The following is a 15,687-nucleotide window of genomic DNA, read 5'->3' on the forward strand; positions in this document are numbered from 1 at the left end:
CCCGGCGGAAACGTGGAGCGAAGCGGAGCGTTTTCGTTGGGTGGTTAATCCCATCCCCACTCGCAAGGAGGCCCTGTGCAGCTCAAACACGCCCGGATGCGGATCGTCGCGCCGGTCGCGGCGGCACTCGCCGCAGTGGTCATCGCGCTCGGCTACAGCGCGGTCGCCTACGCCGACACCCTGCTCTCGGACGACTTCGAAGACGGCAACTCCACCGGCTGGAGCGGCTCCGGCGGGAGCTGGTCGGTGGCGACCGACGGCTCACGCGTACTCCGCCAGAGCGGCACCAGCAGCGACGCCCGCTTCACCACCGGCACCCAGAGCTGGACCGCGTACTCGGTGCAGGCGCGGGTCAAGCCGACCGCGTTCAACGGCAGCAACCGCTTCGTCGCGGTGCTCGCAAGGGTGCAGAGCAACACCAGCTACTACTACATCGCTCTGCGCAGCAACAACACCGTCGAGCTCAAGAAGCTCGTGAACGGCTCGTCGACCACATTGGACACCGCGAGCCTCACGGTGACCACCAACACGTGGTACACGGTGCGGCTGGACGTGTCCGGCACCTCGCTACGCGGGTACGTGAACGGCAACCTGCTGACCGAGGCGACGGACAGCCAGTTTTCGTCCGGCCGGATCGGCGTCGCCACGTTCTACGGCTCGGCCAACTTCGACGACGTCGTGGTGAGCACGGTCGGCTCCACGCCGACCACCCCGCCGACCAGCAACCCACCGACGAGCAACCCGCCCACCAGCAACCCGCCCACGACCGGCCCGCCCACCAACCCCGGCCCGAACCAGGCCGACGGCTGGGCCTCGGTCGACGCCTGGGGCCAGAGCGGCACGACCGGCGGCACGGGTGGCCCGACGGTCACCGTGGACACCGCCTCGGAGTTCCTCGCCGAGGTGGCCACCGCCGGCGCGCGGGTCATCCAGGTGCAGGGCATGATCGACCTGCCCGGTCCGATGCACGACGTGACCTCGGACAAGACGATCGTCGGTGTGGGGTCGAACTCCGGCTTCACCGGCGGCGGCCTCAACGTCGGCCTGCCGATCGACGACGACATCACCTCGCCGCCGGCCAACGCCGTGCACAACGTCATCATCCGCAACCTGAACTTCCGCAGCTGGGATGACGACGCGGTCAACGTGCAGATGTTCTCGCACCACATCTGGATCGACCACAACACCTGGACGACCGGTGCGGACGGCGGCGTGGACGTCAAGCGCGGCTCGTCGTACGTGACCATCTCGTACAACCACGCCGACGGCACCGACAAGAACATGCTGCTCGGCCACGACGACGACAACTCCGCCCAGGACGTGGGCCGGCTGAAGGTGTCGTACCACCACAACTTCTTCGACAACACCAACCAGCGCAACCCGCGGGTCCGCTTCGGCGACCAGGTGCACGTCTACAACAACTACTACCTGAACACCGGCAACTACGGTGTCGCGTCCACCGAGAACGCGGGCGTCATCGTCGAGGGCAACTACTTCGAGGGTGTCGACGACCCGTACCACCTCGGCGAGGGCAGCTCCGGCGACGGCCGGCTGGTCGCGCGCAACAACTGCCTGGTCAACTCCGGCTCCGGCCAGACCGGCGGCAGCGTCTCCAACCCGTCGTACTCGTACAGCCTCGACCCGCAGTGCAACGTCAAGTCCATCGTGACCGCGCAGGCCGGCACCGGCCGCATCTAGCGACGACACCGGGGCGGCGGCCACACGACCGCCGCCCCGGCCCCCACGAAAGGCCATCCCATGCGCGTCAGACACAGACTCCTCATCGCCGCCGGGGCGGGTGCCGCAGCCATGGCACTCGTCGCCGGCTTGACCGGGGCCGCGTACGCCGCGACCCTCTTCTCCGACGACTTCAACGACGGCGACACCAGCGGCTGGTCCAAGTCCGGCGGCACCTGGTCGGTGGTCACCGACGGCTCCGGCACTCTGGAGCAGTCCGCCAACAGCAGCGAGCTGGCCCGCCAGTTCGCCGGCGACACCGGCTGGGGCAACTACCAGGTACAGGCTCGGGTCAAGCCGCTGTCCTTCAACGGCTCCAACCGGCTCGTCGGGCTCGTCGCCAGGGCCAGCGGGGCCACCAGGATGTACCGCCTGGCGCTGCTCAACAGCGGCCGCGCCGAGCTGCAGGCGGTCAACGGAAGCAGCGTCACCGTGATCGGCGGCGCGAGCCTGGGCGTCTCCACCGGGACCTGGTACACCCTGCGCATCGAGGCGAGCGGCAGCACGATCCGCGGCTTCGTCAACGGAGCCCAGGTCGCGTCGGGAACCAACACGTTGAACAGCGCCGGCCGGGTCGGCCTCGTCACCGTGTACGCCAGCGCGCGCTTCGACGACGTCGTGGTGAGCGACTCCGGCACCACCCCGCCCACGACGGGCGCGCCGCCCACCACGGGCGCCCCGCCCACGACCGGTGCGCCGCCGACCACCGGCCCGCCGCCCGGAAACGCCAACGGCCTCGTCGGCTGGGCCACCCAGAACGGCGGCACCAACGGCGGTGGCAGTGCCGGCTCCACGACGGTCACCAGCTCGTCGGCGCTGAGCAGCGCGATCTCCGGTACCGGCGCGGCCGTCGTCCGGGTCTCCGGGACGATCTCCTGCTCCGGCATGCTGCGGGTGGGCTCCAACAAGACCATCGTCGGCAACTCGGGCGCCACGATCGCGGGCTGCGGCCTCACGCTCAGCGGCAGCCGGAACGTCATCATCCGCAACATCAGCTTCCGTGGCTGGGACGACGACGCGATCAACGTCGAGACCTCCTCGACAAACGTCTGGGTCGACCACAACAGCTTCACCGACGGCTACGACGGTGCGGTCGACATCAAGCGCGGGTCGGACTTCATCACCGTCTCGTGGAACCGCATCTACGGCCACGACAAGTCGATGCTGCTCGGCCACAGTGACGACAACGCCAGCCAGGACCGTGGCCACCTGCGCGTGACGTACCACCACAACTGGTTCGACGGCTCCGGCACGCGGCACCCGCGGGTGCGCTTCGGCAACCCGGTGCACGTGTACAACAACTACTACTTCAACAACGAGTACGGCGTGGCGTCCACGATGGGCGCCGGCGTCCTGGTCGAGGGCAACTACTTCGAGCAGTGCGACGAGCCGACGCTGGTCGGCTACGCCGACTCGGACGACGGCGCGATCGTGCAGCGCAACAACGTCTTCGTCAGCTCCGGCACGCCGGAGAGCGGCGGGGGCAGCGTGGCGGGCATCCCGTACTCGTACTCGCTCGACAACGCGAACAACGTGAAGTCGATCGTGACGGGCGGTGCCGGCGCGGGCCGTATCAGCGTCTGACCACAGCAGCAGTTCCCACAGAGCGCCGCCGGGTGTCGCGGATGTGACCGCGCCCCGGCGGCGTTCACATAGGATGGTCCGGTTCCGCCCACTCCGTTCCCTCATCGGTGTGAGATGTCGTGGCTCTGAGAAGGCGCACCCCGAAGGCCGGCCTGCCGGACGGCGTGGTCCTCGCCGCGACCCTGCGCGGCCACAGCGACCACGTCGGCCGCATCGCGTGGTCACCCGATGGACGCCTGCTCGCGACGCCGTCACGGGACGGCAGCGTCCGCGTCTGGGACGGCGAGACCGGGCAGCACGTCCACACGATCACGGGCCACACCGAGGTGGTACGTGCCGCGGCGTTCGACCGCACCGGCAAGGTGCTCGCGTCCGGTGGCGACGCCGGCTCGGTCCGGCTGTGGCGGGTGGGCAGTTGGCGTCCGCTCGCGGCGCTCACCGTCCCCGACTGCCAGGTGCTGGCGTTCAGCCCCACCGAGCACCTGCTCGCGATCGGGGTCCACGGCTTCGCCGCCGTGTACGACGTCCGCAAGGAGGAGATCCGCCAGCGGTTGCACGAAGGTGCCTCGGTCACCGCGCTTGCCTTCGACCCGGTTGGCCGCACCCTCGCGACCGCCGCCTCGGACGGCGAGGTGCGGCTGTGGGACGTGGCCGAGGGGGTGCCGACCGCGATCCTCGAGGGTCACGCCGGTGCGGTCACGAGCGCCGCCTTCGCGCCGGACGGGCGCACGCTGGCCACCAGCGGCTGGGACCACACGATCAAGGTGTGGGATCGCCTCTCCGGCCGCCTTGTCACTACCCTCGAAGGGCACACCGGCGCGGTACGGTCCGTCTCCTTCCTCTCCGACGGCCGGCTGCTGGCCTCCAAGGGCACCGACGGGCGGGTCCGGTTATGGGCCTGCGACACGTGGATGGAGGTTGCCGCCCTGCCCGAGGCCGACGCGAGCAGCGTCGCGCCGACCCTCGCCTTCCACCCCACGCGCCCGGTGCTCGCCACGGTCGGCTCCGACGGCTCCCTCGACAACGACTCGCTCGTCCACATCTGGCGCCTGGACCCCGACCGCCTGCTGCGCCGCTGGTCCCAGGCGGTCAACGTCACGTACACCTCGGCCAAGATCGTGCTCGTCGGCGACTCGGGCGTCGGCAAGACCGGCCTCGGCTTCCGCCTCGTGACCGGCCGGTTCAAGGACCACCCGTCGACGCACGGCCAGCAGTTCTGGGTGCTCGACGAGCTCGGCGCCACCCGGCTCGACGGCGCGCAGTGCGAGGCGGTCCTGTGGGACCTCGCCGGCCAGCCGGACTACCGCCTGATCCACGCGCTGTTCATCGACGACGCCGACATCGCGCTCGTGCTCTTCGACCCGACGCGCGACGACGACCCGCTCCGCGGCGCCGACTACTGGCTGCGCCAGCTCGGCCCGGACCGCGAGATCGTGCTGGTCGCGGCCCGCTCCGACCGGGGCAGCGCCCGTATCGCCCGGGAGGAGATCGAGCGGTTCTGCGCGGAGCGTGGCGTCCGGGCCTACGTGGAGACGAGCGCGCTGGAGGGTGCGGGGCTCGGTGAGCTGGTCGAGGTCATGCGCGCGGCGGTCCGCTGGGACGAGCGGCCGACGACCGTCACCACGGCGACGTTCAAATGGATCAAGGACACGGTCCTCGCGCTCAAGGAGGGGGAGCACGGCGAGCGGGTGATCCTGTCGCCGCAGGAGCTGCGCGAGCGCCTGGAGCGCGACGGCCCCGCCCGGCGGTTCAGCGACGCCGAGATGCACAGCGCGGTCGGCCACCTGGCCAACCACGGGTACGTCGCGCTGCTGCGCACGTCCACGAACGAGACCCGCATCCTGCTCACGCCGGAGCTGCTCAACAACGTCGCGGCCTCGATCGTCCTGGAAGCCCGCCGCAACCCGAAGGGGCTCGGCTCGCTGGAGGAGCGCCGGGTCCTGTCCGGCGAACACCCGTTTCCCGAGCTGGCCGGCCTGTCGACGGCGGAGCGCGACGCGCTGCTCGACTCCGCGGTCGCGCTCTTCCTCACCCACAACGTCTGTTTCCGTGAGACCGACCCGCTCAGCTCCCGCGTGTACCTCGTCTTCCCCGAGCTGATCAACCTCAGGCGGCCGGCGGCGGGCGATGCCCCGGTCGAGGAGGGCGCGGCCTACACGGTGACCGGTGCGATCGAAAACGTGTACGCCTCGCTTGTCGTCCTGCTCGGCTACACCGATGTCTTCGCCCGCGCCAACCAGTGGCGCAGCCAGGCCGAGTACGCGTTCGGCGCCGGCCAGGTGTGCGGCTTCCGGCTCGAAGCCGAGCGCGAGGGCGAGCTCGACCTCGTCCTCTACTTCGGGGTGGACGTGGCCGAGCCGATCCGCCGGCTGTTCCAGAGCCTTTTCGAGAGCTTCCTCGCCCGCCGCGACGTGACCGTGCGCCGTTTCGAGGCGGTCGAGTGCAGCAAGGGCCACCGCATCCACCGTGCCGTCGTGCGCGAGCGGCTCGCCGCCGGCGCCTTCGACGTCTTCTGTACCGGCTGCGGCGAGCAGCTCTCCCTGTCCCGCGCCGACGAGCCGATGCGGCTGAGCCGTGTCCAGTCCCGTGACGTGCAGGCACAGCGCCTCACCGCGGGCCAGCGGTCGCGCTTCGAGCAGGCGGTGTTCCGCCTCAAGACGTACGTGACACAGGCCGAACCGGCCCAGCCGACCTGCTTCATCAGCTACGCGTGGGGCAACCCGGAGCAGGAGCGGTGGGTCGCCCGCGAGCTGGCCACCGACCTCGTCAAGGCGGGCGTCACGGTGATCCTCGACCGGTGGGAGACCACGCGGATCGGCGCGAGCGTGCCGCGTTTCGTGGAGCGGGTGCACACCGCCGACCGGGTGGTCGTCGTCGGGACGCCGCTCTACCGCCGCAAGTACGACAACAAGGAGGCCATCGGCGGCTTCGTGCTCGCCGCCGAGGCCGACCTGATCGGCACCCGCATGATCGGCACCGAGAGCCGCAAGGAGACGGTGCTCCCGATCCTCCTCGAAGGCACCGAGGAGGAGGCGCTGCCGCCACTGCTGCGGGGCCGCGTCTACAGCGACTTCCGCCGCCCGGAGGACTACTTCCTCGCGGCGTTCGACCTGATCTTGAGCGTGCACGGGATCATGCCGCGCGACCCGGTCGGCGCCGAGCTGCGCGAAGAGATCCGGGACCACCTCAGAATGCCGTGAAGGGCGGGCCCACCGGGCCCGCCCTTCATCGCTTGCCGTCTCGTCAGAGACGCTGCCCGGTCACCGCGTGGAACGCGTGGTTGGTGCCGACCCGGGGCTTGACGAAGACCGTGTCGCCCATGTTGGGCATGTGGCGGCGGTCGGTGCGGACCGTGAACCGCTCGGAGCCGCCGTCGAGGGCCGCGTGGCCGTACACGTTGGCGTCGGAACCGAGGTCCTCGACCAGCTCGACGACGACGGGCAGGCCGCCCTCGGTCGGGCTGACCAGGTCGCAGTCCTCGGGGCGGAAGCCGACGGTGACCTTGCCGTTGCCCCCGTTGGACTGGGCGGACGCGACCTGCTCGCGGCTCAGCGGCACGATCATCTGCGCGAAGACGGCGCCCTGCTCGGTGAGCGGGACGGTCTTGATGTTCATGGCGGGCGAGCCGATGAAGCCGGCCACGAAGACGTTGCCCGGGGTGTCGTACAGCGCACGCGGGGTGTCCACCTGCTGCAGCACGCCGTCGAGGAGGACCGCCACGCGGTGGCCCATCGTCATGGCCTCGACCTGGTCGTGGGTCACGTAGACGGTGGTGATGCCGAGCTTGGCCTGGAGGGTCGCGATCTGGGTACGCGTCTGCACGCGGAGCTTGGCGTCGAGGTTGGACAGCGGCTCGTCCATGAGGAAGACCTGCGGCTCACGCACGATCGCGCGGCCCATCGCCACACGCTGGCGCTGACCGCCGGAGAGCGCCTTGGGCTTACGGCTGAGGTACTCCTCCAGCTGGAGCAGCGCCGCCGCCTCCTTGACCCGCCGGTCGATCTCCGACTTCGAGGTCTTGCGCAGCTTGAGGGCGAACGCCATGTTCTCGTACACCGTCATGTGCGGGTACAGCGCGTAGTTCTGGAAGACCATCGCGATGTCGCGGGCCTTGGGCGGCAGGTGGGTGACGTCGCGGGTGTCGATGTGGATCGACCCCTCGTCGACGTCCTCCAGACCGGCGAGCATCCGCAGGCTGGTGGACTTTCCGCAACCGGACGGGCCGACCAGGACGAGGAACTCCCCGTCGCCGATCTCCAGGTCCAGGTGGTCGACGGCGGGACGCTCAGTGCCCGGGTAGATCCGGGTGGCGTTGCTGTACCTGACCGTAGCCATGGTGAAGCGCTTCCTTTCACCGGCAGGAACGTGCCGGACGATCCGAGTGAAGGAGCGACCGGCGCGCTGCGCACCGGTCAACGGGCGCGCACCAGGTGTCGCCCGTGTCACGCTACGGTAAACGGTTTCCGCCTGGCTGCCAAGGTGGGAGAGGGTCTCTGGCCGCGCCGGAGAGGATCATTCGGTCACACGGGCACGAACGCCCCCGACCTCGCGCCGTTACCCAGTGGTGGCCTTCCAACACGCCGCGTACGCTGCCCAAACGCGGATCACCAGCCGTGCCCGTCGGTCGTTATGCTGGCGTCGACACGCCCCTGTAGCTCAGCTGGCCAGAGCACTCGCCTTGTAAGCGAGTGGTCGTCGGTTCGAATCCGACCGGGGGCTCCATGACGAGGCCGGCTCTGTGTGGCTGTGCCGCGGGTCAGCGCCGCCTGGTGCGGGCGCGGGTGGAGCGGATGCGCCGCAGGCGTCCGATCAGGACGGGATCCTGTGCGAGCGCGGCCGGGTTGTCGAGCAGGCCGTTGAGGAGCTGGTAGTAGCGGGTCGCGGAGAGGTCGAACTCGTCGCGGATCGCTTGCTCCTTGGAGCCGGCGTGCTTCCACCACTTGCTCTCGAACGCCAGGATCTGCAGCTCGCGCTCGGACAGGGCCAGCGGCTCCTCGGCTGCGGCCGCCTCGGGGGAGGGGGCCGGTGCGTCGGAGTCCAGATCTGCGTCGGGCTCGACGTCGAGGTCATCCTCCACAGTGGGGGATGCCTCGGCGTCGAGCGCGCGAGCGTCAGAGGCGGGGTGCTTCATGAGGCGCCTCGCGTTGAGATATTGATTAGCACGGAAGTACTAAGAGACTACCTCACGTGATGTCGCGACTGCGCATCAGCCATATCGCCGCTGCCAGGACCACTGCCGTGCCCACGCCGAAGACCAGCGCCGACTGCTGCCAGGTGACGATGAACGTGTCCGGCTGGCACTCGCCGCTGAAGCTGATGTTGCAGGCGCGCCAGTCTTCGAGCTTCCACCGCTTTTCAAACCAGGCCAGCGCGTACGTCGACAGCGCCCACCGCTCGTTGAACCGCACATCCGCGATGCCCAGCGCAATCCGCAGGCCGATCTCGCTGACCACCATGACGCCGATCGCCACGCCCAGCGCCATCGCCGTGTGCCGGCCCACCGACGCCAGGCCGAACGCGACCGCCGTGACGGCCAGCACCAGGCCGACGCCGCGCAGCCCGGTCAGCGCGAACGACTCCCACGCGCCCTGCGTCATCTTGCCGGTCTGGCCGTCGTACTTGCCGATGAGCCAGAACGCGGCGGTCCACAGTGCACCGAGTGCGGCAGTGAGCGCGAGCACCCCGCCGAGCAGCACGCCCAGCTTGGTGAGCAGCACCGAGAGGCGGCGGGGCCGCCATAGCAGGAGGTTCATCATGCCGCCGGTGTGCCACTCGGCGCCGACGTAGGACGCGCCGACGATGAAGCCGAACAGCGCCAGGATGCCGGCGAACACCGAGATGAAGATGCCGAACTCGTCGCGGAAGTGGAACTCGTACGGCAGGTTCCACGAGGCGTCGAACTGCTCACGCTGCGGGGCGAAACCCGGCTCGTTGCCGCAGTTGGGTGGGAAGCGCTGCGAGATGTCCTCGCCGCGCGCCTTGGCCGCCTCGCAGTCGGCCACCATCTGCTGGTGCCAGCGCAGGGACTCCTCGTACTGCCGCTGCGCCTCCGCCTCGGCGGCCGCCACCTGGGCGGGTCCGACCTTCGTGCTGCCGACCGTGAAGGCGACGGCGATCGTGCCGAGGCCGAGGACCAGCAGGACCACCATCAGCCGCGTGATGCGTCGCTTGGTGAGGCGGCGCACTTCGGCCTTGATCAAGCCCTTCATGCCGGCACCTCCACGGACTGGTCGACCTGGCGGTGCTGTCCGGCGACCGGCGCGGTGCCGGTCAGCTCCAGGAAGACGCTTTCGAGGTCGACGGTGACCGGGGCGAGCTCGCTCACGTACAGCTCGCGGCCGGCCAGCGTGCGGGTGACCCAGGCCGGCTTGTCGACGCCGGTCACGAGCAGGTGGTCGGGCTTGAGGTCGACCCGCGCGCCGGCGGCGACCAGCACCTGGGCCGCGGCGGGGAGGTCGGTCGCGGCCTCGAGCCGGACCACGACTCCGCCGCCGGAGTGCTGGGCGAGCACCTCGGCGACCGGGCCGGAGGCCACCCGCCGGCCGAGCGAGATGATCGTGACGGAGTCACAGATCTGCTGCACCTCGCCGAGGATGTGGCTGGAGAGCACCACCGTCATGCCGGACGCGGAGAGCTGCCGCATCAGGTCGCGCATCTCCCGGATCCCGCCGGGGTCGAGGCCGTTGGCCGGCTCGTCGAGTATCAGCAGCTGCGGGCTCTTGAGCAGCGCCGACGCCACGGCGAGGCGCTGCTTCATGCCCAGCGAGTACGTCTTGACCCGCTCCTTTGCCCGGTCGCGCAGGCCCACCAGCTCCAGCACCTCGGTCACCCGCACCTGCGGCACCCCGCCGGCGTCGGCCAGCAGGGACAGCGTGTCCTGTGCGGAGAAGTGCGGGAAGAACTGTGGACTCTCCACGATGGCGCCCACCCGGCCGGCGACCTCGGGAAGGCGGGCCGGCACCTCCTCGCCGAGGATCGCCATCCGGCCGCCGTTGGGGCGGATGAGCCCGAGCAGGGTACGCAGCGTCGTGGTCTTACCGGACCCGTTGGGGCCGAGGAAGCCGTGCACCTGGCCGGCCTCCACCACCATGTCGAAGCCGTCGAGCGCCCGCCGGGCGCCCTTGCGGCGGCTTCGGTAGGTCTTTTGCAGACCTTCTATCTCCAGAACCGCTGTCACGCCGACAACATACTCGGTATGCACAAGGGGCGCTGCCCCGTCGATCTTGTGCCGAATTAGGCGGAGATGACCCGCACGCCGGCCGTCTCGAACGCGGAGACGAGCTCCGGCGCCGCACCCGAGTCGGTCACCAGCATCTCGATCCGCTCGATCGGGCAGATCCGCGCGAACGCGTGCCCGCCCAGCTTCGACGAGTCCGCGATGATGACCACTCGCTTGGCGCGGGCGACCATCAGGTTGTTCATGGACGCCTCGCCCTCGTGGTGTGCGGCGGCGCCGAGCTGCACGTCGATCGCGTCCACGCCGAGCAGCGCGACGTCGAGCGTCACCTCGCGCAGCAGCGCGCCGCCGAGCGGGCCCACCAGCTCGTACGACTGGGGGCGCACCACGCCGCCGGCGACCACGATCTTCATGCGGGAGCGGACGAGCAGCTCGTTGGCGATGTTCAGCGCGTTCGTCACGACGGTCAGCTGGGCGCCGTCGTTGCCGCTGTTGAGGTCGGGGCGCACGGCCAGCGCGCGGGCCACCTCGGTCATCGTGGTGCCGCCGTTGAGGCCCACGACCATGCCCGGCGAGACGATGGCCGCCGCGGCCGCGCCGATGCGCTGCTTCTCGGCGGAGTGCTTCGCGGTCTTGTACCGCAGGGGAAGGTCGTACGACACGCCGTTGGCCACAGCGCCACCGCGCGTGCGCGTAATCATCTGTTGCTGAGCGAGCTGGTCGAAGTCGCGGCGGATCGTGGCCTGCGAGACGTCCAGGCGGGTGGCGGCCTCTTCCACGCTGACCCGCCCGCTGTCGGTCAAGAGCTCCAGCAGGGCGTTCCAGCGTGCGTAGCGATCCACCGTAGCCTCCGCCGTACGGACGGTGTGTGATTTCGTGCACAATAGTGCGCGAAACAGTGGTACGCAAAACAGGCCGCTGCGCGAAGTTGCGCACGGTTGCCACCGAGCGGCCGGACCGCGCACAATGACGCGCGAAAGCTGGCCGGTCCGAACCGTAACGCGCAGGAGAGTCATGGCTTACGTTGACGGGGAAATAGCCAGCCAGCCGGACTGCTGGCGCCAGGCGGAGGACCTCGCCGGCCGGTCGGAGGGACTGCCCCGCCCGGGTGAGCGGGTCGCGGCCGTCGGATGCGGCACCTCCTGGTTCATGGCGATGGCGTACGCGGCGTTGCGCGAGCGCGCCGGCCACGGCGAGACCGACGCGTTCCAGGCCTCGGAGTTCCTTTCCACCCGGCGCTACGACCGCGTCGTGGCGATCACCCGTTCGGGCACCACGACCGAGGTGATCGACCTGCTCGGCGCCGTCGACGCGCCCACGACGGCGATCGTCGGCGACCCGTCCGCGCCGGCCGCGCTCCTGGCGACCGACGTGGTGCCCCTGCCGTTCGCGGACGAGCGGTCGGTCGTGCAGACCCGCTTCGCCACCACGGCGCTCGCGCTGCTGCGGGCCCACCTCGGCGAGGAGCTCGGGCCCGTCGCGGTCGATGCCGAGGTTGCCGTCCGCGCGCCGCTGCCCGTCGACCCGACGGTGATCGAGCAGGCCACGTTCCTCGGGCGGGGCTGGACCGTCGGGCTCGCCCACGAGGCGGCGCTGAAGTGCCGGGAGGCGGCCACGTTCTGGGCCGAGGCGTACCCGGCGATGGACTACCGCCACGGTCCCATCTCCGTCGCGGCGACCGGCCGCGTGGTGTGGGCGTTCGGCGACGTGCCCGACGGGCTGGCCGAGGACGTCGCGGCGACGGGCGCGGCGTTCGTGCACGGCAGCCTCGGCGGCGGCTACTCCGCGCTCGGCCGGTGGGGCGGCCGGCGCAAGGCGCTCGACCCGATGGCCGACCTCATCCTCGCCCAGCGATTCGCGGTGGCGCTCGCCGCCAGCCGTGGCCTCGACCCGGACGCGCCCCGCCACCTGAGCCGATCGGTCGTGCTGGCATGACCGACGCGACCGGGCCCGCTGCCGGTGGAGCGGCGCGCGAGGCGGTTGTCGCGCTCGACGTCGGCGGTACGGGCATCAAGTGCGCGCTTGTCTCGGTGACCGGCGAGGTGCTGCACACCGAGCGGCACGCCACCGGCGCGGACCGCGGGCCGGACGCCGTCGGGGAGACCATCCTCGACCTGGCCGCCAGCCTCGCCGGAAAGGCACGGGCCGACGGCCTGGCGCCGGTCGCCGTGGGGCTCACCGTGCCGGGGGTCGTCGACGAGGCGGGCGGCGTGGCCTTGTGGTCGGCAAACGTCGGCTTCCGCGACGTACCCCTGCGGGATCTTGTGTCGGCGCGGCTCGGGCTGCCCGCGGCGCTCGGCCACGACGTGCGCGCGGGCGGCCTCGCCGAGGCAAGGCTCGGGTCCGGACGGGACTTCCGGCACGTGCTGTTCGTCGCGATCGGCACCGGCATCGCGGCCGCGCACGTGGTCGACGGGAAGGGCTTCGCGGGCGCGCACGGCGCCGCGGGCGAGCTGGGGCATATCGTCGTGCGCCCCGGCGGCACCCCCTGCGGCTGCGGCGCCCGCGGCTGCCTCGAAGCCGAGGCGTCCGCGGCGGGAGTGGCCCGCAGGTATGCCGCCGCGGCCGGCAGTGCGGCGACCGCCGCGGAGGTCGTCGCCCGCGCGGCCGGTGGCGACGCCGTCGCGGTGCGGGTCTGGACCGAGACGATTGAGGTACTGGCGGACGGGCTGGTCACCGCACAGACGCTCTACGACACGGAGGCGATGGTGCTCGGCGGCGGGTTGGCGGAAGCCGGTGACGCACTGCTCGGCCCCCTGGCCGTGGCGATCCGCGAGCGGCTGCGCTTCCAGCGCGAGCCGATCCTCGTGCGCGCGGCCCTCGGCGACGAGGCCGGCTGCGTCGGCGCGGCCCTGCTCGCCCTGGACGCGCGCGCATGAGGGTCGAGGGGCGGGTCGTGACGCCCACCGGCGTCGTCGACGGGTACGTGGAGCTGGCCGGCGAAACGATCGTGACGGTTGGTACCGGCGCGCCGGCCGCCGACCGGTGGATCGTGCCCGGCTTCGTCGACATCCACACGCACGGCGGCGGCGGTCACACGTTCACGACCGGCGACGCGTCCGCCGCGCGTGAGGCGGCCGCCTTCCACCTCCGGCACGGCACGACGACGCTGCTGGCCAGCCTGGTCAGCTCGCCGTACGAGCTGATGCGCGACGCCACCGCCGCCTTCGCCCCGCTGGTGGCCGAGGGCGTGCTCGCCGGCATCCACTACGAAGGGCCGTACCTGTCGCAGGCGCGGTGCGGCGCGCAAAACCCGGCTTTCCTGCGCGACCCGTCGGTGGACGAGCTGTCGGCGCTTGTCGAGCTGGGTGGCGGCGCGGTGCGGATGGTCACCGTCGCCCCCGAGCGGCACGGCGCGCTCGAGGCCATCAAGCTGCTGGTCTCGCGGGGCGTGGTGGTCGCGATCGGGCACACCGACGCCACGTACGACCAGACGCTCGCCGGGATCGAGGCCGGGGCCACCGTCGGTACCCACGTCTTCAACGGCATGCGCCCGCCGCACCACCGCGAGCCCGGCCCGGTCTTCGCGCTGCTCGGCGCCGAGTCGGTGGTCTGCGAGCTGATCCCCGACGGCATCCACCTGCACGACGGCACACTCGCGTTCGCCGCGAAGGTCACCGGACCCGACCGCGCCGCCCTGGTGACCGACGCGATGGCGGCGGCCGGCATGCCCGACGGCGAATACGAGCTTGGCGGCCAGGCGGTGGTCGTGGCCGACCGGGTCGCGCGGCTGGCCCGGGACGGCTCGATCGCCGGCAGCACGCTGACGATGGACGCGGGACTGCGCCAGGCGGTACACGCGGGAGTGTCCATGGTGGACGCGGTCCGCATGGTGACGACGACGCCGGCGCGCGCGATCGGGGTCGCCGGCGAGGTGGGCGCCCTCGCGCCCGGCCTCCGCGCCGACCTCGTCGTGCTCGACGACTCCTTGCGCGTGTCGCGCGTGATGCGCGCGGGAGCCTGGCTCAGCTGACGCTCATGCGCTCGCACAGGCCGCGCAGCTCGGTGCCGCCGGCCATCCGCCGCGAGCGTTCCAGCAGCGCCCGCGTGGTCTCCTGGGCCATCGCCGAAGTGTGCACGTGCTGCGGTGCGAGGCGCTCGGCGGTCAGCAGGAAGCGCACCGCCTCCCGGTCCCGTCCCCGCAGCCGGGCCAGCGCCCGGGCCGTGTCGGCGTAGTAGAACACCTGGCGGAAGCCGGCCGGGATCGCCGCCGGGTTGGTGTTCCGCGCGATCTCCGCCGCGCGGCCCGGATCGCCGCCGTCCACCTCGATGCCGATGCCCCAGATGCCGACGTTGGTGGGACCGAAGAAGAGGTTCAGCGCGGTGGTCTCGCCGGTGCGGCTGGCGAGCTGTGCCGCCTCCGCCGACCAGGCGCGGCTGTCGTCGAGCCGCTTCTCGCCGCGGCTGGCGTACGCGCAGATCAGCTGCAGCGACCCCAGCATCGCGGCGCCACCCGGCCGCCCCACGTGCGGCTGGAGGTCGTCGACCGCCCGGCCGGCCAGTGCCAGCCCTCGCCGGTACGAGCCGCAGGCCGTCGCCGCGCTCGCCCGCGCGTAGGCCGCGTAAGCCTGCAGCACCGGGTCTTCCGTGACGTCGGCCGCGTCCCGGCACCGCTCCGCACCCAGCCATGCCTCGGCGGGATGCCCGAGGTTGCGGAGCACGGAGGAGGCGATGAACGTGGCCTCCACCATCAGCCGCAACGCGCGGCCGCGCTCCGGGCCGGCGGACGCGGCGTGCAGGTCGCGCAGGAGCGCCGGCGTGAGGCGGTTTGCCCCGGCGTAGTCGCAGGCCTGCCGCAGCGTGTCGGCGAGGGCGACGGCGCGGGCCAGGTCACCGATCGGCGGCGGCGGGCTGCTCGGCGGCTCCCCGAGGTCGATGTCGACCAGCGCCTGGCGGATGCCGTGCACCTCGGCGTGCGCGGCCACCGCCGCCCGGTCGGCCGCCGGCACCGGGGTACCGGCCAGCTCGGTCGGTGAGCACTCGAGCGCCCCGGCGATCTCCGCGAGCATGAACCGGTTGTCCGCCGCCTGGAGCCCCCGTTCGATCCTGCTCCAGGTGGCGTGCGAGACACCTGCCCGGCTGGCCGCGTACCGGATGCTCCAACCCCGCACCAGGCGGCGTGCCCGGATGCGCTCGCCGATGGTGGGGTCGCCACTCAGTCGTGGAGTCATGACGGGACCGTAACCTCG

The 15,687-nt window shown here is 71.5% G+C and carries 12 protein-coding genes and 1 tRNA gene; 7 read left to right on the plus strand and 6 right to left on the minus strand.

Annotation, left to right across the window (positions count from 1 at the left end):
* Positions 1 to 75 precede the first annotated feature (75 nt).
* From Phou_RS21450 to Phou_RS21460, 3 genes are all read left to right on the plus strand, one after another.
* Positions 76 to 1,698, plus strand: coding sequence for a pectate lyase family protein (locus Phou_RS21450; RefSeq protein WP_246273660.1), 1,623 nt, complete (start codon positions 76 to 78; stop codon positions 1,696 to 1,698).
* Positions 1,699 to 1,809: 111 nt separating this feature from the next.
* On the plus strand, positions 1,810 to 3,321 hold the full coding sequence (locus tag Phou_RS21455; protein WP_246273661.1) for a pectate lyase family protein: 1,512 nt from the start codon (positions 1,810 to 1,812) through the stop codon (positions 3,319 to 3,321).
* 119 nt (positions 3,322 to 3,440) lie between these two features.
* A complete protein-coding gene (locus tag Phou_RS21460; RefSeq protein ID WP_173057650.1) occupies positions 3,441 to 6,521 on the plus strand; it encodes a WD40 domain-containing protein in 3,081 nt (1,026 codons plus the stop codon).
* Positions 6,522 to 6,564: 43 nt separating this feature from the next.
* On the opposite strand, the gene Phou_RS21465 is transcribed toward Phou_RS21460, so the two are convergent.
* Positions 6,565 to 7,656, minus strand: coding sequence for an ABC transporter ATP-binding protein (locus Phou_RS21465; RefSeq protein WP_173057651.1), 1,092 nt, complete (start codon positions 7,654 to 7,656; stop codon positions 6,565 to 6,567).
* Between the two features lie 310 nt (positions 7,657 to 7,966).
* On the opposite strand from Phou_RS21465, the gene Phou_RS21470 reads away from it, so the two are divergent.
* A tRNA-Thr gene (locus tag Phou_RS21470) sits at positions 7,967 to 8,043 on the plus strand.
* Positions 8,044 to 8,077: 34 nt separating this feature from the next.
* Here Phou_RS21470 and Phou_RS21475 read toward each other — a convergent pair.
* Genes Phou_RS21475 through Phou_RS21490 form a run of 4 tightly spaced genes read right to left on the minus strand, consistent with a single transcriptional unit; the run spans position 8,078 to position 11,340 of the window.
* Positions 8,078 to 8,452 carry a DUF3263 domain-containing protein gene (locus Phou_RS21475; protein ID WP_173057652.1) on the minus strand — a complete coding sequence of 125 codons (375 nt, stop codon included), beginning with the start codon at positions 8,450 to 8,452 and terminating at the stop codon, positions 8,078 to 8,080.
* 52 nt (positions 8,453 to 8,504) lie between these two features.
* Positions 8,505 to 9,530 (minus strand): ABC transporter permease subunit, encoded by a 1,026-nt coding sequence (locus Phou_RS21480; protein WP_173057653.1) that lies wholly within the window; start codon positions 9,528 to 9,530, stop codon positions 8,505 to 8,507.
* Complete coding sequence (locus Phou_RS21485) at positions 9,527 to 10,498, minus strand: ATP-binding cassette domain-containing protein (protein ID WP_173057654.1); 972 nt, start codon at positions 10,496 to 10,498, stop codon at positions 9,527 to 9,529. Before Phou_RS21485 ends, Phou_RS21480 begins: the two co-directional genes overlap by 4 nt.
* A 56-nt stretch (positions 10,499 to 10,554) precedes the next feature.
* Positions 10,555 to 11,340, minus strand: coding sequence for a DeoR/GlpR family DNA-binding transcription regulator (locus Phou_RS21490; RefSeq protein WP_173057655.1), 786 nt, complete (start codon positions 11,338 to 11,340; stop codon positions 10,555 to 10,557).
* A 172-nt stretch (positions 11,341 to 11,512) separates the two neighbouring features.
* Between Phou_RS21490 and Phou_RS21495 the strand changes: the two genes are divergently transcribed.
* Genes Phou_RS21495 through nagA form a run of 3 tightly spaced genes read left to right on the plus strand, consistent with a single transcriptional unit; the run spans position 11,513 to position 14,471 of the window.
* Complete coding sequence (locus Phou_RS21495; protein WP_173057656.1) at positions 11,513 to 12,433, plus strand: SIS domain-containing protein; 921 nt, start codon at positions 11,513 to 11,515, stop codon at positions 12,431 to 12,433.
* On the plus strand, positions 12,415 to 13,377 hold the full coding sequence (locus tag Phou_RS21500; RefSeq protein WP_371872194.1) for an ROK family protein: 963 nt from the start codon (positions 12,415 to 12,417) through the stop codon (positions 13,375 to 13,377). Before Phou_RS21495 ends, Phou_RS21500 begins: the two co-directional genes overlap by 19 nt.
* Positions 13,374 to 14,471, plus strand: a complete 1,098-nt coding sequence (gene nagA / locus Phou_RS21505; RefSeq protein WP_173057658.1) for an N-acetylglucosamine-6-phosphate deacetylase — start codon at positions 13,374 to 13,376, stop codon at positions 14,469 to 14,471. The genes Phou_RS21500 and nagA overlap by 4 nt, the downstream gene beginning before the upstream one ends.
* On the opposite strand, the gene Phou_RS21510 is transcribed toward nagA, so the two are convergent.
* Positions 14,464 to 15,669, minus strand: a complete 1,206-nt coding sequence (locus Phou_RS21510) for a helix-turn-helix domain-containing protein (RefSeq protein ID WP_173057659.1) — start codon at positions 15,667 to 15,669, stop codon at positions 14,464 to 14,466. The genes nagA and Phou_RS21510 overlap by 8 nt on opposite strands.
* Positions 15,670 to 15,687: the final 18 nt, after the last annotated feature.

It is taken from the genome of Phytohabitans houttuyneae (assembly GCF_011764425.1).
In the GTDB taxonomy this organism is placed as follows: Bacteria; Actinomycetota; Actinomycetes; order Mycobacteriales; family Micromonosporaceae; genus Phytohabitans; species Phytohabitans houttuyneae.